The sequence below is a fragment of the Clostridium sp. AF23-6LB genome, assembly GCF_003461085.1.
GTDB lineage: Bacteria > Bacillota > Clostridia > Lachnospirales > Lachnospiraceae > Coprococcus > Coprococcus ammoniilyticus.
The window spans coordinates 14,158-35,168 of the sequence record NZ_QTWK01000006.1 but is presented as its reverse complement, the minus strand read 5'-3'; the positions used below and the strand labels follow the sequence as shown (position 1 = coordinate 35,168).

At 42.5% G+C, this 21,011-nt stretch carries 13 protein-coding genes; all 13 read right to left on the bottom strand.

From position 1 onward, the window contains the following. A complete protein-coding gene (locus DWY07_RS13025) occupies positions 1-312 on the bottom strand; it encodes a hypothetical protein (RefSeq protein WP_021944043.1) in 312 nt (103 codons plus the stop codon). After that, positions 299-775, bottom strand: coding sequence for a VanZ family protein (locus tag DWY07_RS13020; protein ID WP_021944042.1), 477 nt, complete (start codon positions 773-775; stop codon positions 299-301). Before DWY07_RS13020 ends, DWY07_RS13025 begins: the two co-directional genes overlap by 14 nt. Positions 776-795: 20 nt before the next feature. Then, positions 796-2,022, bottom strand: a complete 1,227-nt coding sequence (gene coaBC / locus DWY07_RS13015) for a bifunctional phosphopantothenoylcysteine decarboxylase/phosphopantothenate--cysteine ligase CoaBC (protein ID WP_021944041.1) — start codon at positions 2,020-2,022, stop codon at positions 796-798. A gap of 66 nt (positions 2,023-2,088) precedes the next feature. Continuing rightward, entirely contained in the window at positions 2,089-2,940 is an 852-nt protein-coding gene (gene panC / locus DWY07_RS13010) for a pantoate--beta-alanine ligase (protein WP_008403076.1), read from the bottom strand. A gap of 66 nt (positions 2,941-3,006) precedes the next feature. Next, positions 3,007-3,834: a 3-methyl-2-oxobutanoate hydroxymethyltransferase gene (gene panB / locus DWY07_RS13005; RefSeq protein ID WP_021944040.1), complete on the bottom strand. Its 828-nt coding sequence runs from the start codon at positions 3,832-3,834 to the stop codon at positions 3,007-3,009. A 116-nt stretch (positions 3,835-3,950) separates the two neighbouring features. After that, the gene (locus tag DWY07_RS13000; protein ID WP_021944039.1) at positions 3,951-4,835 is read right to left on the bottom strand and encodes a Rossmann-like and DUF2520 domain-containing protein; all 885 of its coding nucleotides are present in this window, start codon (positions 4,833-4,835) and stop codon (positions 3,951-3,953) included. A gap of 213 nt (positions 4,836-5,048) precedes the next feature. Further along, complete coding sequence (gene purE / locus DWY07_RS12995) at positions 5,049-5,537, bottom strand: 5-(carboxyamino)imidazole ribonucleotide mutase (protein WP_021944038.1); 489 nt, start codon at positions 5,535-5,537, stop codon at positions 5,049-5,051. A gap of 78 nt (positions 5,538-5,615) precedes the next feature. Further along, positions 5,616-9,827: a hybrid sensor histidine kinase/response regulator gene (locus tag DWY07_RS12990; RefSeq protein WP_179969988.1), complete on the bottom strand. Its 4,212-nt coding sequence runs from the start codon at positions 9,825-9,827 to the stop codon at positions 5,616-5,618. A 7-nt stretch (positions 9,828-9,834) separates the two neighbouring features. Continuing rightward, the gene (locus tag DWY07_RS12985) at positions 9,835-11,214 is read right to left on the bottom strand and encodes an aminopeptidase (protein ID WP_117823576.1); all 1,380 of its coding nucleotides are present in this window, start codon (positions 11,212-11,214) and stop codon (positions 9,835-9,837) included. An 11-nt stretch (positions 11,215-11,225) separates the two neighbouring features. After that, positions 11,226-12,890, bottom strand: coding sequence for a hypothetical protein (locus DWY07_RS12980; RefSeq protein WP_242997378.1), 1,665 nt, complete (start codon positions 12,888-12,890; stop codon positions 11,226-11,228). A gap of 7 nt (positions 12,891-12,897) precedes the next feature. Continuing rightward, a complete protein-coding gene (locus DWY07_RS12975; RefSeq protein WP_117785021.1) occupies positions 12,898-13,620 on the bottom strand; it encodes an ABC transporter ATP-binding protein in 723 nt (240 codons plus the stop codon). A 206-nt stretch (positions 13,621-13,826) separates the two neighbouring features. Beyond that, positions 13,827-17,531, bottom strand: a complete 3,705-nt coding sequence (gene addA / locus DWY07_RS12970) for a helicase-exonuclease AddAB subunit AddA (protein ID WP_117823574.1) — start codon at positions 17,529-17,531, stop codon at positions 13,827-13,829. A gap of 5 nt (positions 17,532-17,536) precedes the next feature. Continuing rightward, positions 17,537-20,929 (bottom strand): PD-(D/E)XK nuclease family protein, encoded by a 3,393-nt coding sequence (locus DWY07_RS12965; RefSeq protein WP_117823572.1) that lies wholly within the window; start codon positions 20,927-20,929, stop codon positions 17,537-17,539. Between the last annotated feature and the right edge of the window lie 82 nt (positions 20,930-21,011).

Here is a 21,011-nt window from a genome sequence, read left to right as displayed (position 1 = left end):
TTATATTCCCTTCATAAAAAAGATGCCTGATATAATAAAAACTATGATATTCAGATAAACCGCCATTTTCTTAGATGTAACCCCACCTTCTTCTGCATGATACCCGATCACGCCGAATACAATTCCGGTAAATGCCATCAAAAATGCACTGATCATCAATACCCCATAGATACGTTCTACCGTACCTCTTGATATAATGGATTTGATCACGGAAAGTATTATAAAGATTCCGCCCAAAATTCCCAATATATATGAAATGATCGTATCTCCTGAACTTCCGGGTGGAGAAACCCTGAAATCACTGTTTTTCAATCTTTTTTCTCCTTTTTCTGTCAAATCGTGCCAGAATATAATATATGATATATCCAAGCATGCCGCCAAAGGTATTCATGATAATATCATCAACATCAAACACCCCAAGTTTTGTTATCAACTGTACCAGTTCAATACTTAACGAAAACGCAAATGCCGCCAGAGTCGCTGTAAAAAATCCGGTCTTTTTACCTCTGACCCAACGGATCAACATTCCAAATGGTACAAAAGCAAGAACATTTCCAACCAGATTCAACATCACGCTTGTGTTCGTCATATAACTTCTGTACTTTACGAAACGCTTAATCTCGAGAAACGGTGTCAGATTGTACCGCATCTCTTCATATCCATGTCCCCTTCCAAACATATCGCTGAATATCAGGAAATAAACAATGGATATACTGTATAAAATGAATAGCACCAGGCATAACACCCGCAGCTTTTTCTTATTTTCTATGCTCAACGCCAGCCTCCAGGTTAATATTATTTCCTCATTTTTATTAACTGGGTAAGAAGTCTGTCTGCACACTCCTCTTTACTCATCTGTGGCAATTCAATATCTTCATCCTGTGTGATCAATGTCAGCACATTGGTATCTGTTCCAAATCCAGCTCCCGCTGTCTTTAAGTTATTTGCTGCGACTATATCGATCTTCTTCTTTTCCAGTTTCTTTCTGGAATTCTCCAGCAGATTCTGTGTCTCCATCGAAAATCCGCATATAATCTGTCTGGCAAGTCTGCTGTCCCCATCTGTCTTTCTTGCCTCTTCTCTCTGCATTCCAAGGAATGCAAGAATATCTTTTGTTCTTGTAAGTGGAATGCTCATATCAGCATCCGATTTCTTGATCTTGTTATCTGATACTTCTGCCGGTTTGTAATCTGCAACGGCGGCAGCCTTGATAATGATATCCTGATCTGCACTGGCAGCCGTTACTGCTTCATACATATCCTGTGCAGAGGTAACCGGCACTACTGTTACGAATTCTGGCGGCGTGATCGCTACCTTTCCTGTTACAAGTGTCACATCCGCCCCACGAAGCATCGCCTGTCTGGCGATCGCATATCCCATTTTACCGGTTGAATGGTTGGAAATAAAGCGAACTGGGTCGATTGCTTCCATCGTAGGACCTGCGGTAACAAGTACTTTTATTCCCTGCATATCCTTCTCTGCTGCAATATACTTTAATATATAATCAACTAACAACTGTTCATTCGGAAGCTTCCCCTTGCCTGTATCTCCACAGGCAAGGTATCCGCTTGCCGACTCTATGATCTCATAGCCGTAGGACTGTAATTTCCTGATGTTATCCTGAACGATCGGATTCTCTAACATATTCGTGTTCATTGCAGGTGCGATCAGTTTCGGACATTTTGCTGCCATGATCGTAGTACTCAACATATCATCTGCAATGCCGCCTGCAATCTTCCCAATAATATTTGCCGATGCAGGAGCAACCATAAAGATATCTGCCCGTTTTGCAAGTGCAACGTGTTCTACGTTAAACTGAAAATTACGGTCAAAGGTATCCACCAGACACTTATTTCCTGTTAAGGTCTCAAATGTGATCGGATTGATAAAATTGGTCGCATTTTCTGTCATGATGACATTTACATCTGCATGCAGTTTTACAAGCATACTGGCAACATTTGCCATCTTATATGCTGCTATACTTCCTGTTACACCTAAAACAACGGTCTTATTCTTTAACATCATTTTCTCCATTCTGCATCGTATCATTGAAAATCATTCTGTCCGGAACGAATGCTGATCCGGCTGTTATTTGTTCATATCAAGGATAAAGTTATCGATCAATCTTGCCTTGCCAAATCTGACTGCCATAGCACAAAGGACATGTCCCTCTACTATATCGATTGACTTCATGGTATCCATATCCACCATCTCAACATAATCAATATCTGCAAGTGGCTCTGATCCGATCAGGTCTTTCATTGCTGCTACAATCTTCTTCGCATCTCGCTCACCATCTTCGATCATTTTCTGTCCAAGCTTAACTGACTTGCTCAGTACAACTGCTGCCTGACGTTCTTCCGGCTTCAGATAAATATTTCTGGAACTCTTGGCAAGACCATCTGCCTCACGGATGATCGGACATCCAACAATCTCAATATCCATGTTCAGATCTGTAACCATACGCATGATGATCGCAAGCTGCTGTGCATCCTTCTGACCAAAATAAGCACGATCCGGCTGAACGATATTGAACAATTTATTTACAACTGTACATACACCTTTGAAATGTACCGGACGAGTCAGTCCGCATAATGCATCCGGAAGCCCTGTCATATTGACATAAGAACAAAATCCCGGCTTATACATTTCTTCCGGTTCCGGATGAAAAATCACATCTGCACCTGTTGTCTCGCATAACTTTGCATCTGCATCAAGATCTCTTGGATAACTCTCCAGATCCTCTGTTGGTCCAAACTGCATCGGATTGACAAATACAGATACAACGGTTCTGTCATTCTGTTCTACGGATTTCCTGATCAGACTCTGATGTCCCTCATGGAGATATCCCATTGTTGGTACAAGTCCAACACTTAAGCCTTCTTTCTTCCATGCCTTAACCTGACTTCTTACTTCATCTACTGTTTTTAAAATCTTCATTTCTGATTTCCAGTCCTTTCCTGATCCTGTCTCCCGGTTTTTACCGGTTCAGGCAGCTTCTATCTCTTAGTATAATTTATCGATTACTTCATCATCAATTTTGTAGCAGTGTTCTTCTGCCGGAAATGTTCCATCGTCAATCTCTGCTATATAAGTCTTTACTGCTTCACGAATCACGTCTCCTGCATTAGCAAAATGCTTTACAAACTTCGGCTTGAAATCACTGAACATGCCAAGCATATCGTAAATTACAAGAACCTGTCCGTCGCATCCTGCTCCTGCTCCGATTCCGATCGTAGGAATGTTGATGCTCTCTGTTACAAGCTTTGCAAGCTTTGCAGGGACACACTCCAGCACCAGTAAAAACGCACCTGCTTCTTCTACTGCCTTGGCATCCTCGATCAGCTTCTTAGCTGCTGCTTCTGTCTTACCCTGAACCTTAAAGCCACCAAAAGTATTGATCGACTGCGGAGTCAGTCCCAGATGTGCAACAACAGGGATTCCTGCTGATACGATTGCTTTAATCTGTGGACAGACTTCTTTACCACCTTCTAACTTTACAGCTCCGGCTCTGCCTTCCTTCATCAGACGACCTGCATTTACGACTGCGTCATATACACTGGTCTGATAGGACATAAATGGAAGATCGGTTACAACCAGTGCATTCTTGGCTCCTCTTGCAACGGCTGCGCTATGATGGATCATGTCTTCTACGGTTACAGAGATCGTATCCTCATATCCAAGGATTACATTTCCGAGGGAATCACCGACAAGAATCGTGTTGACTCCTGCTTCATCCAATAATCTTGCTGTCGTATAATCATACGCTGTCAGCATAGAAATCTTATGCCCGGAATTCTTCATCTGCATAATTGATGTTGTTGTGTTCTTCATACGTCTTATTCTCCTATTCTGAAATCATTTCATTTTTTGTTCATTTCAAAATCCAGCATTGCCATAACTTACTGCTTTCCCTGCCATCGTTCCCGGCATTGCAGTATTCCCATTTCTCATTCCTGTCCTGAAAGAATTTTCTTCATCTCAGAATAATCACGGTTGGGATATTTCTGCTCTGCTAAAGCAAGTACAGCTCCTGATACGCTGATATAAATATGTTTCTCATTTGCATCAAGAACATTCAGATGTTTCTTTACTGTCGTTGTGTCATTTCTCTCGATTGGTCCGGTCAGACCTGCCACTGGGCCATCTTCTGCTATATGCGATGCATTTCCCATAAATAACGGAACAAGTGCCTGCTCTGCCTGTTTCTCTTCAAATCCGCAGTCTTCCAGTAATGAAACTGCCGATCCATACAGACCATTCACCAGATTGCTGGCAAATACTGCAGCCGCATGATATTTTGTTTTATTTTCTGTTGAGAGAAGTACACAGTCATTTCCTAAAAGACGAATAAAGCGGCAAAGTTTATTTCCCCACTCTTCAGCACCTTCCACGGTAAAAAAACATTTCTGCATTTCCCTGTAGGATTTTGTCGTTGAACTGATTGCATACATAGGATGAATCGAATAACCAAAGGCTCCTGCCTCTGTTACACCTGAAAAAATATTAGATGTCATCGCACCACTACAATGACAGATCAGTTTGCCCTTGATATCAAAGGCTTTTATGCTGTCCCATACTGCTTCTATCCTTCCATCCGGAACGGTAAGCATCAGGACGTCACTTGCGCAAACGATCTTCTTCAAATCATCAAATGCTTCGGTATTGGTAAATGCTGCAGCTTCTTTTGCACTCTCCACCTGTCTGCTGTAATATCCGGATACGGTTACTGTCTCCGGAAGGTTCTTTTGTATCTCTTCTTTATTCAGCTTCTGTTCAAGATACTTTCCAAGTGTAAAGCCTACTTTGCCTGCACCGATAAATCCAATCCTCATATGATCACCTGCTATCGCCTGTTCTATCTGTGGTGTACAATCAGGTATAGTTTCTTTCGAATACCATCCGCCATTTACAATACCATTTACAAGGTAAAAAGTAAAGCAGGAGAACCTGAATTTATCATCATTTTTTCTCCTGCTTTTCTTATGTTTTTCCCATACAGATCATAGATCCATATCGGAAATCATCATTTTTATAATACATAAAAATTAGTTATATTTTGCAATTACCTCTGCATTCGCCTTCATGGCTGCAGCTTCCATGGACTCACGCTCTGCCAAAAGTTTCTTTCTTACTTCTGCATTGCTGTTTCCTATGATCTGAAGTGCCAGATATGCTGCATTCTTGCTTCCGTTTATTGCTACAGTTGCTACAGGGATACCGGATGGCATCTGAACGATAGAAAGAAGTGCATCCATTCCATCTAATACAGAACCGGAAATTGGTACTCCGATAACCGGGATCACTGTCTGGCTTGCTACAACACCCGGAAGTGCTGCTGCCATACCTGCGGCAGTAATGATAACCTGTGTTCCATTATTATTTGCTTCTTCAATAAACTCTGAAAGTCCTGCATGTGCTCTGTGTGCAGACAGACATCTTACATCAACTGCTACTCCATACTCCTTTAAAATGCCGATTGCAGGCTCAACCTTTGGCAGGTCACTTGTTGATCCCATAATGATCGCTACTCTCATGTTTTTATCCTTCTTTCTTTCTTTTTATGTGTCATATCCCTGTGTCATACATGGCTCCATGCATGGCACAATGGTATTTTACTTACTGTTCAGATACTGATCGATAATCTCACTTGCCCCTTCATAATCCATGGCATCCACCGTCATCTTCAGTGCATTTAAGAACTCAATATCAGCATCATTATACTCGTATCGGTCGATTTCTGCCAGTATTTCTTTTACAGCTCCAACATCGGCATCCCGTAAAAATGTACGCATATCTTTGAGCTGTCCACGATCCACTGCATCCCTGACTGTCTTTTCCTGCTGTTCAACCGGATTGATCTTCGCCAGATATAGTCCGATATCCTTAAACATACGCTTCAGCATGGATACAAATTCATGCGTATTTTCCTTTGCATACTGCATATTTCCTATATTGATCGCCGACTCCAGATTTGCTGCTTTCCGTTCGATGCTGTATGCGCCGATATTTCCACTGCTGCTCTTGATATCATGAATGATATTCCGATACCGTCTGACATCATCATCAATATATTCTTCCAGACGATCTACATCCGGCTCATAGTCTTCCTTGAATGCCGCAATAAAACGGTTAAAGGTATCAAAATTGCCTCCGATCATCTTCAATGCATTTTCAACTACAATACTGTTCTCCAGAATATAAACATCATCCTTAAATCTGGATTCGCTGATATACTGTCTGATATTGCTTGTCTTTTCCTTGATCTTGTCCTCCGGAAGGAACAGACGGAAAATCCCTTCGATTCCATCCATTTCCAATGGTTTTACAAGTACGTCACTGAAGCCCTGCTTTATGATCTCATCTCTGCTGCTGTCTATATTGTTTTCTGAAAGTGCAATGATCGGAACCCGTTTGTATTCTTCTCCATCCAGGCTCCGGATCTCACGGACGGTATCTGCACCATCCATAACCGGCATGACTGTATCAATGAAGATCATATCATATGGAGTTACCATAACCTTGTCAATCGCTTCGAATCCGGATGAAGCAGTATCACAGATCAGCTCATAGGAATCAAATATAACCTTCTGGATCTGTATACTGACATCAGAATCGTCCACAAGAAGGATCCTGACATCCGGAAGCCAGATTCTTGAATTCGAATTACGGAATGCCTGCTCCCGTCGTTTGCTTACATTATAATTAACATAGCTGTAATCAAATACCTGCTGTATAATGGAAAAGCGTATCGTGGTTCCTGCTCCATAGGTACTGTCAACCTCCGGGGTTCCACCCATACTCTCGATCAACTGTCTTGCGATTGCCAGTCCGATACTGATATCAAAATTACCGATATCAGTTCTGTCATAAGAATCGTCCAGATCAAAGAAACTGTCCAGACGTTCTTCCTTTACTCCGGTTCCGGTATCTGATATCACGATATCCAGATAAATGCTGTCCGGTCTGTCGCACTCTTCCGGAGCGATCTTTCTCCAATCCACTTCAATGCTGATCGAACCTTCTTTGGTTGTCTTTGCCGCCCTCTGATACAGATTCATCAGGATCTCCTTCACCTTATCACGATCGCCGATCAGACCATTTGGTATATCATCCTCAATGCTTACCTTTAAGGCAACCAGATCCCGGTTGATCATTTCCTTAAACTGAACCGCAAGCTCCTCGATCATATCTGAAACCGCATATTCCTTCTCCTGCAATTCCAGTGTTCCATCCTGTAAATTCGATAATCTGGAAATTCCATCAATTATACCAAGGATCTCGTAGCTGGAACCATATACCGTGGATAACTGTTTTACCTCTTCTTCCGTTTTTGCCTCATCATTCCGCAAAAGCATCTCGCTGATCGCAAGGATCGAATTTAACGGTACACGGATCTCATGATTCAGATAGTTCACATAATCGTTCTTTGCACGGTTAGAACGCTCTGCCTGTTCATTTTTCTTGCTGAGTTCTTCTACCTGCTCCGTCTTTTTGCCAAGCAGATGCATCACATACCGGGCTACAAATATCACTGCCACGCAGATTGCTATGATCAATACCACAATCAGAACTCTGGAAAATGGAGTCTCCCAGAATTTCAACTGTTTTACAATAACAAAAGACAGCGGTTCTTCACAGGCAACACCATCAGAATTCTCTGCCGAAAGCACAAATGTATAATTTCCGCCCTCCAGATTTGTATACTCTGCTTCCAGATTATCCGTACCCGAAACAACACGATCTTTATCGTCAAATCCATCAAGATAATATTTTACCTGAATATCCCCACGATTTACATAACTCAGAACAGAGAACTTGATCACGATTCGGTTCGTATCACCCGGAACGGTCATCTTACCATCCAGATCCGAGAACGCATACTCTTTATCATCTATCGTAACAGAAGCTATCCGTACCTTCGGTGGAACTTCATTTGTAAATACCTGATTCTGATCCAGCATACTGAAGCCGGTATCACAACAAACATAGACGACTCCATCTTCACTGATATAATTCGTTGAATTATCCGTAATATCAGAGATCAGTCCATCATTTTTCGTATATATCTCGCATTTCGGATCTGCCGAGCTCAACAGATCTCCTTCGTAATATTTCTGGATGCCACGGGAACCGAAGATCCAGAGGTCTCCTGCCTGATCCAGTATCAGATTTGCCACAGAATTCGATGGATCAACTGCACTGATCTGACGGATCACGCCCTCCTGATAATAAAGTCCATTATCTGTTCCGATCCAGATACCATTGCTTCCACCAACAATGGAAGAAACAACATTCGAATTCAGTCCCTCTGACATAGATATCTTTTTCAGATTAGATTCCATGTCTATCGTATAAAGACCGGAACCATTGGACCCTGCATATAAGGTTCCATCCTCCGCCTGATACAGGGATATGATATCTGCATTTTCCATACCGGAAAATCGGCCGTAGCTGACTGTTACCTGTTCATCCTTCAATATGGAAATACCGCTCTCGGTTCCGATCGCCATACTACCATCCTTTAATTCAATGATACAGTTGACAGCATTACTGGTCAACAACGCGCCACTCTTATTATAGAATTTGTATTTACCCTTACTGTTCACCTTGATAACACCATAAATTCGGTAGGAACAGATCCACAGATTATTCTTTGAATCCACACAGAAATCACGGATACTTTTTCCATTTAACATTGTGACAAGATCAGAGTCACGGTCAAGAGTTCCGTCTGCATTTATGATCCGCAGGCCATCATCTGTACCGATATATAACTTTCCGCAATACTCCGTAATGCAGTTGACGATTGTCTCATCCAGACCATATTTCATGCTTCCATTCTGGAATTTGCTTCTGGATAACAGCATCAGTCCTTTTCGATATGAGGTCATCCAGTAGTTCCCTTCAAAATCCTGGATTATGTCACTCATCGACTCATTAAATTCCAGACCGGTAACATACTTCATTTTTTTATTTTTGTTGATATAACCAACACCATCATCCGCAAGAACCCACAATTTATTATCAATCCGCTGGATCTTATTGATACCACTCAGTGCCGCTGTTGATAATAATTCAAAATCTTTGTTCGTCGTAAGATGTATAATTGTATGACCTACCGTACCAATATACCGTTCCCCATTCTCATCTACAAAAAGACTGTTCAGATCTTCTTCTGTGTATTCCATCTTACTGATCTTGCTTACGATCTGATCATCCTTGATATTTACGATCGTATCGTTATTCACGATCGCATATACATAAGAACGATATCCACTGATCGCTGTTACATCCGGTGCAACAACATCATCATCCGCAACCAGCGTCATTTCACCGGATTCGTAATAATAAATACCGGATGAAGTAGCAAGCCATATTTTTCCTTCTTCGTCTTCATACAGTCCACGGACGGTCGTAATCTCATCCTCTGTTGAATTCGATATACGATTAAAGCATCCGTCTTTGTAAATAAATAAGCCATAGTTTTCCGTTCCTACATACAGATCCCCATTCGATGCCGCAAGAATACTGTTGATCATATAGGAACTGCTGTCGCTGTCTTCTCCCAGTGAAAATTTCCGAAACTGACTTCCATCATAACGGTACAGTCCGCTGTCCGTGCCGACCCATATGTATCCACTGGCAGACTGGCTGATGCAGTTTGCTTCCCCACTTTCAAAACCGTCATCTTCTGTGTACTTGGTCTGACTGTAATCTGATGTAAAATTCTCCTGTGCAAACACAGCAAGCCGTGGTGAAAAAAGTATCATCACGGCTACTGCTATTAATATGATCATTCTGATTTTTGAATGTAACTGCTTCATAGTTTTCTTATGCACCTAATAAAAATGCTACATATCCTTTTTTAGTTTCATAAATATCTGCTTTGGAAGTGATCTCCCATGGAGCATGCATGTTTAATACGGCCACACCACAGTCCACAACTTCCATTCCATATAATGATAAAATATAAGCGATCGTACCGCCACCGCCAACATCTACTTTACCAAGCTCTGCAGTCTGATAGTATACTCCGGCATCATCCATTACCTTACGAATAGCTGCAAGATACTCTGCATTTGCATCATTGGAACCGGATTTGCCTCTTGCTCCTGTAAACTTGTTAAATACCATACCTTCACCAAAGATAGCCGCATTCTTCTTGTCAAATGCACTTGCAAAGGTTGGATCATAACCTGCAGATACGTCAGAGGATAACATTCTGGAGGATGCCAGACATCTTCTGAGGGCCAGTTCATTATAACAGCCCATCGCATTCATAATCTCAGCAACTGTATTCTCAAAGAAATGAGACTGCATTCCGGTTGCACCCACGCTTCCGATCTCCTCTTTATCTGTCAACAGACAGCAGGTCGTCTTTTCTACATCTTCTGCTTCCAGCATCGCAACCATAGATGTATATGCACATACCCTGTCATCCTGTCCGTATGCCATGATCATACTCTCATCAATTCCGCAGTTTCTTGCCTTTCCTGCCGGAACGATCTCAAGCTCTGCTGAAATGAAATCTTCTTCCTTTATTCCATATTTCTTCTTCAGAAGTGCAAGCACCTGTTCCTTTACGGCTTCTTTCTCTTTTCCCTTTAATGGCTTGCTCGCAAATAAAATATCCAGTTCTTCTCCCTCGATAACTTTATTTGCCTTTTTTTCCATCTGAGCACCGGCAAGATGGATCAGCAGATCGGTAACACAAAATACCGGATCATTCTTGTCTTCCCCAATGTTTGCTTCTACAACTTCTCCGTCTGTCTTAGCAACTACACCATGAATAGCAAGTGGTAAGGTTACCCACTGATACTTCTTGATTCCTCCATAATAATGCGTATCCAGATAAGCAAATCCCTCTTTCTCGTATAATGGAATCTGTTTAATATCCATACGTGGGGAATCGATATGTGCGCCAAGAATGTTCATACCCTTTTCGATATCCTTCTTACCGATATTGAACAGCGCTACGGTCTTATTCATCCATACCGCATATACCTTTGAACCTTTTGTCAGCTTCTTTCCTTCTTTGATCACATCCTGAATATCTTCATATCCGGCTTTCTTTACCTGTTTTACGATCTCTTTTACACATTCCCGCTCCGTCTTTCCTGTATCCAGGAATTCACGGTAGGATTTACATAATTTTTCCAGCTTTGCAAGTTCTTCCTTGTCATAACTGTTCCATGCATTTTTATCTTTCATTTTTATGCCTCCTAAACATATAAGTCATTGCTTATACTCTTTTTTATATATATAATGGCACTTCTGCGGATCCTGTATGTCACAAGTCCGAGAATTACCAGATAGATTGCAAAGATCATAAAAGAATCCATCTTTGTAAACTTAAATAAACAAAAACCGACTCCACAAAGGATCATGGATACCAGAATAGCAATCGCCATATTAAAGAATGCATTCAGATTGCCCCTGAGCGCTCCGTATTCATCTTCCCAGTTCAGCTTCGGATGTGTTGCATCCAGCCAGAGTCCGATATAGGTGCAGCATACAACCGATAAGAACCCGATCACAATAAAGTAAATGGCCGAAGGCACATTGATATGCATACAGATGCACAACACAATGATCGTTACTGCAACTGTGATGCCGCTGTATACCAGACTGACACCTGCCTTGATCCCAATCTGCGTCCGATAGCTGACCGGTGCATATTTGATAAAGCTGAAATGATCTCCCTCTCTTGTAAACGAGGTCGATGCAATACTGTTCATTGCTGTTGCAAAGAAGGAAATGATCAGTACCAGCAATAATACGATCAGATCGGATGCTACAAAACCTTTGGAAAGCAGCTTCTCAAATGAAGTCATAAAGTTCTTCGTCGCAGGCAGAACAAACAATGCCACCGCAAGAACCGGCCATATAATATTTACCATTACACAATATTTGCGATATGCCGGTGTCCGGTATAGTATCTTACATTCCTTCAGAAAATATGCTTTGCGAATACTTTTTTTCGCATAAGCTGCATCAGAAACCACATCTTCTTTCTTCTCTGCTTTTCCGACAGATGAAACCAGATATACGCCACGCAGATACAGCTTGCTTCCAAGGAAAAACAACAGACCTGCCATAACCGCATTTAACAGGATGAACAGCAGGGAATATGCAATGTTGTTCGTTTCAAGTGCTTTTAAGAATACAGGAACCGTAAAGAATATCTTTCCCATGATTGCTGTAAACATATTGTTATGATTCATCAGACCATCAATATAATTGTTAATATTGATGCTGTCCATCTGAATAAACGATAATAAAAAGAGTCCGAGGAAAATAACGGTTACCAGTCCTGTCATGGCATCCACATTCCGAAACAGTTTTATCCGGCTTAAAAACGCCATACAAAGTAAGGCAAAAATTCCGCAATATACAAGTGGAAGGATCGGAAGCATCGCTACTCCGACTAATGCCGTCAGTACAGATACCGGCTTGAATCCGGCAGCTATGAAGTAACCTACAAAGCCGCTGAATAAAACCATAAACTCCATAACACTCTCTGCAATATATGCATTTACAAATTTGGCTGCTACGATCTCACCCGGCTTTACCGGAAGCGGAAGCAGATGATCCAGATCCGATGAAAAAAACAGTACATTAAACAGTACCATCACCGAAAAGATCATGCCAAATACGGACATCAACTGTATGATCAGTTCTACGCCTTCCGTCATTCCTCCTGCTTCTATCAGTGCTTCTGTCATAATATATACAATAAATCCAACGACCAGACAACAGGGAACCATGATACAGAACATGGCAAGTGAACCAAGTGTCTTATATGCCTTCGCTTTTTCTCCGGTGTCCGGCATCGTCATCTCTGTATCCTTTGCCATCACTCTGGTCAAATACAAAAAATTCTTCATAAGCACTCTATTCCTCATGTGTCATTTCTATAAATATATCTTCCAGTGACTTATTCTTATGTGCAACAACCAGATCATCCAGCGTTCCCTGATAGATATCATGACCTTTCTTGATCATGATGATATTATCACACAATTTCTCTGCAACTTCCAGAACATGCGTTGAGAAAAATACGCAGTTACCTTCATCCGCATGCTCCCGCATCATCTTCTTTAATTCATATGCCGCATTCGGATCCAATCCGGTCATCGGTTCATCTAAGATCCAGACCGGTGGTTTATGTACTAATGCGCCTATTACCATCATTTTCTGGCGCATACCATGCGAATAGCTGACCATTTGTTTATTTAAGCTGTCTTCCATACCAAAACGCCCAGCCATTTCCTCTAACCGCTTCTTACGGTCAGTCTCTGATACACCATAAATATCTGCAATGAAATTCACATATTCCAGTCCTGTTAACCGTAAAAAGATATCAGGATTATCTGCAATATATCCAATCGACTGTTTTGCCTCAAGCGGCTCTTTCCGGATATCATGACCATTGATCTGAACGCTGCCCTCTGTCGGTTTTAAAATACCGGTCAGCATCTTGATCGTTGTTGTCTTCCCCGCACCATTCTGCCCTACGAATCCGACGATCTCACCTTTCTTAATATGAAAGCTTAAATTGTTTACGGACACAAAATCTTTACCGTAAATTTTCTTTAAGTTATTGGCTATTATCATTCTTTATCTTCTCCCGGTTCTTATCTGTCACACCATCGTTTCTATCTGGTCTGTCATTTATCAAAATACTTCTTTCCATTTGGTTTTAATTATACCAAGCCCCTAATCTCTTTACAATATAAATATACCAAAGGCAGCCTGAAAATACTCTGCATAGTAACAGGCTGCCATCTTCTTTATATGATTGTCCGCGGACATTTTACTGTTTATAAGTTGATACTGTCATCAAAATGAAAGGCATAGATGATCTTCTCTGTTACCATTCTTCCGGTAAGCTGATGTATCGTCTTTGCATACATATCAAGCTGTACATGATAACGGCTGACCAGATCCGATATCTGATCCACCCGGTCTGTCTTGTAGTCCATTAAAACCACCTGATCTCCTTCCAGAAAATAGGCATCGATCACTCCCTGAACTACGACCATATCCTTGCTGTCTTTATACTCCGGTGATATATCTTCCGGCTTCATGCCGATATAAAACTGCTGCTCCCGGTATAAGGTATGGTTCTTCTGTGCTTCTGCCATACGGATTCCGAGTGGGCTGTTGACCATGTTATAAATCTTATCTGCACGAACATGCTCTCTGTACCGTTCTTCCAGATATCCATGATCAAAAAATGACCGGATCTGCTCTCTGATCTCATCCATGCTGTTTCTTGTAAAATCAATAAGCTCCATGATCTTATGGATCACAGTACCCATCTCATTTCCTTTTACAGGCTCCTCCTTCATGCGGGAATGAAGCACCGGTATTGTAATCTCTGCTTCTGTCACAGGCGGCTGATACAGGTCAGATCCCGGATTCTCCTCTCCGCGGTGTGCAAGTCGTTTGATCTCTGTAACGGACATCTTATTTTTTACTGCCTGCTCTGTTTTATATGGGTAGGTATAATCTAAAAGTTCCTTATACTTTTCATATAACTGCAGTTCATCCTCTGTCTGTACAGCTTTTTTTTCTGACATATCTATATTTGTCCCGGCAGGTATCTGATTCTGATAGCCGGTCTTTGCAAGTACCCAGGTTGCATAAGTATCCTTTCTGCATACAGTATCTTCTGATACGATATGCATAGATAACGCCGATAAGATCCAGTCCATAAAACAGCCGGCTTCCATTCTGGTGATATATGGAAGCTCCATCCGCATCTGTCCGGACGCTTCAATAAGAAAATCAGTCTGCAGCGGATAATCAAAGACTGCCTTTTCCGCTCCGGGGTCTTTTACCGCCGCTGTCATATATAACTTCTCTTTTGCTCTTGACAGGGCAACATATAAGATACGGATCTCCTCCGCCAGCTTCTCTGCATTCATGACACTGAGCATGGCCGCTCTTGCAAATGTTTTCTTCTTCGCACGGTTCTTCCGGTCAATCGCATAACCTGCCAGATAGCTGTCTGCATTTACCGTCACCGGAGATAAGGCATCCAGATTCGAAAAACGATTTGCCAGTCCACTGACAAATACAACCGGAAATTCCAGTCCCTTGCTCTTATGCATCGTCATCATCACAACAGAATCGTCATCATCTCCAAGCACCGACGCTTCTGCAAAATCCAGATCATTCGTCTTCAGCCGGTCCATGTAACGCAGGAAATTAAACAATCCACGAAAACTGCTGTCCTCATAGGTATCCGCTTTCTGGATCAGCATATCGATATTTGCCTGTCTTCGTTTTCCCGACTGCATCGCGCCAACAAACCAATAATATCCGGTCTGCTCCAATATCGAATGAAGCAGTTCACTGATACTCATATAGTTTTTATCTGCCTTCCAGCTATCCAGCATACGAAGAAACTGTCGAAGCTCCTCTGAAGCTTTTGAGTCCGGCTTTTCTGCATAATAACAGACCTTCTGATAAAAACTCGCCGTCCGCGCCAGATTCTTCTCATGATCCTTGAAGTCCCGGTCATAGATACCTACAATCTCTGCAAGCTCCTGTTCCTTTACACCTGCAAGCGGTGAACGAAGGACTGCTGCAAGTGCATAATCCTGATGGGAATTATCGATCACCGCCAGCATATCAAGCAGGGTACTGATCTCGATCGCATCAAAATATCCACTCTCGCTCTCTACAAATAATGGAATCCCACGCTCCGCAAATGCTTCCTCAAAGGCTTTCGCATTCTTCTTCACACTTCGCATCAATACCGCAATATCCCGGTAAGAAACCCTTCTGGTCTCTCCGTTATCTCCATCCGGAATATAAAGTGGTTTATCACCCTTCACTAACTCATAGATCTCATCTGCGATCATCCGTGCCTCTATATCCACATTTGTTAACGACCGTATCTCTTCCGGCTGGGATTTCTCCGGATCTGCGCAATCATTCCTTACGATCAGGATCTCGGATCCATACCCCATATTATTCTTGTCCTGTCTTCCGATATGCAGCTTTGCCGATTCATCATAATCGATCCCGCCCAGATTCTCTGACATCAACGGTTCAAAGATCTGGTTGATCGTATCAATCACCTTTCCTGCACTTCGGAAATTATTCGAAAGCAGGATCTTCTGATCTTCTGCATCTTCCCGGTCAGAATATGTATTATATTTATTCAGGAACAGATCCGGTCTTGCCATACGAAAGCGGTAGATGCTCTGCTTGATATCACCTACCATAAACATATTCTTCCGATCTTCTCCGTGACCTGTCACACAATTTAAGATATCTTCCTGTAAAAAGTTGCTGTCCTGATATTCATCGATCAGGATCTCACGATACCGTCTGGCAACCGTCTTTCCTGCTTCCGATGGAATCACACAGCCATTCTCATCCGTTCCTGCACACAGGATGTCATAGGCAAATTCTGAAATGTCCCGGAATTCATACAGATTCCTGTCGAGCTTCTCTTCCTTTAACCGATCCATATAGGAACGTGTCAGGGATAATAACGCTGACAATGGTTCCTTCATCATCGCACATTCTGCAAGTATGACATCTGTCGGACGAAACAATGCCATCATGTCCTTTACACTTCCACGATAGGTCTGCATAGTCGTCTTTACATACTGCTGTTTCTCCGGATCACAGGCTGCGATACGCTTCAGATTGGAAAATTTGGAAACCCGTTTATATGCCTCATCCATATCCTCGGCCCGTCTCAGATTCCGCAGTAATTCCAGATCTGAATGTATAATAGGATCATAACCTGCAGGGCCATCTGCTTCGCCTGCGATCTCTAAGCACTGTTCTGCCTGACCGATCGCTGAATCAAGCGTGTCTGCTACGATCTGCATATAATCCCGATACCATTTTAAGGTATACAGTTCTTCCTTCATTGATACTTCAAGTGCCGCTTCTGCTTCATTTATCCAGCGTTCCGGCTTCGGATAACCGGAAGCAACGCGGTAGATCTGATAGACCAGCTCCCGGATCTTCTCATCCGATTCTTTTCTCGCAAAGCTGTCTACCAGTCCGATAAATTCATCGGATGCTTCCTGATATTTCTGTTCTAATACTTCATCCAATATATCATTCTTGATCAGATCCATCTCTGCATTATCTGCTATATCAAAAGAGGAATCGATCCCGATCATCTGAAAATAGTCTTTTACGATTCCAAGGCAGAAACTGTCGATCGTCATAATATCTGCCCGTGGCAGCAGGGATAACTGCTTAACGATATGCTCATCCTCCGGATGATCTTCGGCTGCCTGCTCAAGCTTATCCGCAATCTTCTCTTTCATCTGGGCTGCCGCAGCTCTGGTAAATGTTACAACCAGAACCTCATCAATATCGATTTTCTCCTCTGCCTTATTGCCATCCGCATCAACTCCCATGACCATCTCAAGAATCCGTTCTACAAGGACAGCCGTCTTACCGGAGCCTGCCGCAGCAGATACCAGAAGATTACCATGTCTGGAATTAATGACTGATTTCTGTTCATCTGTCCATGAAATACCCATCTCTGCTACTCCTCCCTGTACCGCTTAAGCTTCTCGTTATCCGGTCTGCGATATTGATTTCCGCCATTCTTGACATCAAAATGACAGATATTCTTAAACTCACAATAATCACAACCTGTATTGCTCTTATTCTTATATGGCTCGATCGCGATCTTTCCCTCTGCGATCTGACTTCCAAGTTCTTCTATATTCTCTCTTGTCAATTCCATGATCGTCCGGATCTGGTCTGCCGATACCACATTCTCACTTTTCTTGATGTCACCATTTTTATCAAGTTTTACCGGAAGTGACTGATTGCAGGTATGATCCATCTTCTGTATCACGGCAGGTGATTCATTGACAAATCCCTGCAGCTTCATTTTCTCCATTCTCTCAGCGTCTAATTTCTCCTGATCCGAGAATTCCGGCTGCTCTGTATCGGTATCAATCTCCGAAGATTCAATCTCGATCACCGGATCATCAAAGCTGTAATATAATAAACCGGCGATCTGAATATTCTTATCGGGATAGATCATTTTTTCAATCTCATATGCAATCGCAGAATAGGTCACAAGCTGAAGCTGTTCTCCATTCAGGACTTCCTCCAGACTGAGTTTTCTGGTGGATGATTTGTAGTCGATCACCTTGATATAAACCGTTCCATCCTCTTCTTCCACATCCACACGGTCGATCTTACCATTGATGCTCATCCGGATCTGATTTGGAAGCTCAAACAGATAAGAACCGACTTCATCCTTTGCGGAATCAAAGGTCTTTTCCAGCATTCCAGGCTTCATGCTGCCAAGTCTTATATGCTTCTGTAACATACCAGCGGATGTCTGTGCCATACGTTCGATCATCTGAAGCATGTAGGCATTTCTTGCATTATCTTCAAAGAAATCTCCTGCCGATTCCTCTGCTGCACGATTTACAAGCTCCGTGACCATCAGCATTCTCTCATCTTCCGGAAAATTCTCCCAGTCATTATTTCTGGTGTCTCTTACCTGCTTAAACAGTCCTTCCATTACACTGTGAAGGATAACTCCGACATTTCTGACATCGACCTGATACATTTCCCGCTCTTTTAAACGCAGACCATATTTTAAGAAATATGCAAATCCGCATCTGGCATATAATTCAAGCTTCGATACTGATGCATGCAGATATCTGCCATATAACAGGGCGATCGTCTCCGGTGGCAGCTGTTCTGCCACGTTTCTGTATGTTCTGCCTTTATAAATGGCTGTCAATTCTCTGGCCAATCCTTTTTCCGTCAAAATTCTTGTCAGAATCCGGCTCTCTGCATCTTCGCTATCATCTTCCTCTGTCCGGAGTATCCGTCTTAATGAACGGTTGACGGTATCCGGCATACAGGAAGCAGCATCATACTCCTCTGCCTGAAGGGATGGAAAAATACTGCTGATCCTTCCAAGCAGATAAGACGGACGCATGCTTTCAAGTGATGCGCTTAATTTATGATACGATATATACAGATGATCGGATGGTTTCGTCAATATCGTATAGATATAAAACTGCTCGATATAGCTGTTCTGTTTGTCGGATGGAGCAAGCTCCAGGCCGCAGCCTGACAAAATATCCCGGTCTCTGTCACTTAGGATTCTTCCCTTTTTCGGTGCTTTTGGCACGATTCCATCATTGACCGATGTAAAGAATAACACCTTTATGTGATTTAATCTTGACCTTGTGATATCTCCAATCAACACCCGGTCAACCGTAGGCGGTACAACACCGACTTCAATATCTGAAAGTCCGGTATCCACGATCTCATAGAACTCTTTCACGCTCATCTTCGTATCGCCTAAGAGTTCCGCGATCTTATCAAATAACCGGACCGTTTTCTCAAAGATCTGACCATAAGCATCTCCTTCATTGATCCGGTTTTCTTCATATAATTCATTCTTTCTGGCTTCTAACTTCTCATACATATGTATCTGAAGTAGAAAGTCATAAAGGGCTTCCACATAATCTTTTGTGATGGCTTTTTTATCTGTAAAGACCTTACGGATATCACCAAACATCTCCATAAAAGCCTTCCGGATCTCTTCTACATTTACCGGAGAGGTCTTCTCATAGTTTTCAGATACTGCCCGGTTCCATCTGCTGTAGCCACGGACACCACGCTTTAATGCATAATTTTCCAGAAGCTCTATATCCTCAAAGGACAGATCTGTCATACCCGCTTTTAAGAACCGGAACACACTGTCATAGGAGAAATCATCTGCCAGAACCGCCAGTACACTTCGGATCGTCTCCGCACATGGATTTGCTTTCAGGCAGGCATTTGCATCGATAAATACAGGGATCTCATATTCATCCATCACCCGTTCATAGATGTGGGATGCCTGTTCCAGATCTCCCGCTACGATCGCGATATCCTTATAACGGTATCCTTCCTCCCGTACGAGCCTCCTTATCGTAGATGCGACAAATACGATCTCGTCCTGTGCATCTCCTGTCGCTGTCAGATGGATCCGCTCCAATGGCTGCTTCCATTTCTGATACGGACTACGGAACAAATTCCGCTCCAGAAAAAACAGTTCCCGGTTCTCCCCCAGACGATAGTTGATTGTTCCAGGCAGAACAACCGGAGACTCAATCTCCACACCAGCGGCTGCTGCCGCTTCTGTTAATTTCTTTATCGTAGTCTTTGTCAGATAGAATAATTCGTAGTCTTTTATATGCTCATATTTCTGATCTCTGTCATCTAATGTAAAGGAAAAGGTCAGATCATCCGCACAGGTCATCAACTTCTCAACAAGTTCAAGCTGTACCGGCGTAAATCCGGTAAACCCATCAAAATACAGCGAACTGCCACACACAAGTTTAGACTGGCCAACATGTCTGGTCAACAGTTCCACCAACTGTTCTGCCACAATATAGCGTTCACCTGCAAATGCTTCAAATTCTTCGTAAATGTGTCTGATATCCTGCATTTTACCTGCAACAACGCTGTCCTCCGGAATCTGCTCCATGATCTCATCGATCGTATCCTGCTTGATATTATACTGGAAGATCTCCGACATCATGGATTTCATCTCATCCACAAATCCAAGCTTGTCGTAATAGTTTCCATATACCTGTAAGGTGTCCTGCTGTTCACATAAGATCTTCTTAATCAGCATACTTTTTCCAAAGTCTTCCAGCACCTGTCCGGTGCTGATCCCCAGTTCATCAAATACACGATATGCCAGCCGGTTCATGCCGATCGCATCAATATTCATCATGCCTCCGGCCGGATGCATGGTAACCAGTTCTCTCTGTGCTTCCATCGTATACTGTTCCGGCACGATCAGATAAAAATTCCGCTCCGGTTCTTTTATCGATGTCTGAATGATTTCATTGTAAATCTGTCTGGATTTCCCTGAGCCGGATGCTCCAAGTAAGAATCGAACTGACATAACGGTCTCCTTTCACTCATCTGTCAAGCAATACTCTTTTTCTGGCTTTCTCTTTGCTAAGCCATATTTACTTCAATATTGT

What these genes read in the sequence shown, in the direction of transcription:
- DWY07_RS13000 (WP_021944039.1), bottom strand. Translation starts at nt 4,835, where the DNA reads ATGAGGATTGGATTTATCGGTGCAGGCAAAGTAGGCTTTACACTTGGA.
- DWY07_RS12985 (WP_117823576.1), bottom strand. Translation starts at nt 11,214, where the DNA reads ATGAAAGATAAAAATGCATGGAACAGTTATGACAAGGAAGAACTTGCA.
- coaBC (WP_021944041.1), bottom strand. Translation starts at nt 2,022, where the DNA reads ATGTTAAAGAATAAGACCGTTGTTTTAGGTGTAACAGGAAGTATAGCA.
- panB (WP_021944040.1), bottom strand. Translation starts at nt 3,834, where the DNA reads ATGAAGAACACAACAACATCAATTATGCAGATGAAGAATTCCGGGCAT.
- DWY07_RS12990 (WP_179969988.1), bottom strand. Translation starts at nt 9,827, where the DNA reads ATGAAGCAGTTACATTCAAAAATCAGAATGATCATATTAATAGCAGTA.
- DWY07_RS12980 (WP_242997378.1), bottom strand. Translation starts at nt 12,890, where the DNA reads ATGAAGAATTTTTTGTATTTGACCAGAGTGATGGCAAAGGATACAGAG.
- DWY07_RS12975 (WP_117785021.1), bottom strand. Translation starts at nt 13,620, where the DNA reads ATGATAATAGCCAATAACTTAAAGAAAATTTACGGTAAAGATTTTGTG.
- panC (WP_008403076.1), bottom strand. Translation starts at nt 2,940, where the DNA reads ATGAAGATTTTAAAAACAGTAGATGAAGTAAGAAGTCAGGTTAAGGCA.
- DWY07_RS12965 (WP_117823572.1), bottom strand. Translation starts at nt 20,929, where the DNA reads ATGTCAGTTCGATTCTTACTTGGAGCATCCGGCTCAGGGAAATCCAGA.
- purE (WP_021944038.1), bottom strand. Translation starts at nt 5,537, where the DNA reads ATGAGAGTAGCGATCATTATGGGATCAACAAGTGACCTGCCAAAGGTT.
- addA (WP_117823574.1), bottom strand. Translation starts at nt 17,531, where the DNA reads ATGGGTATTTCATGGACAGATGAACAGAAATCAGTCATTAATTCCAGA.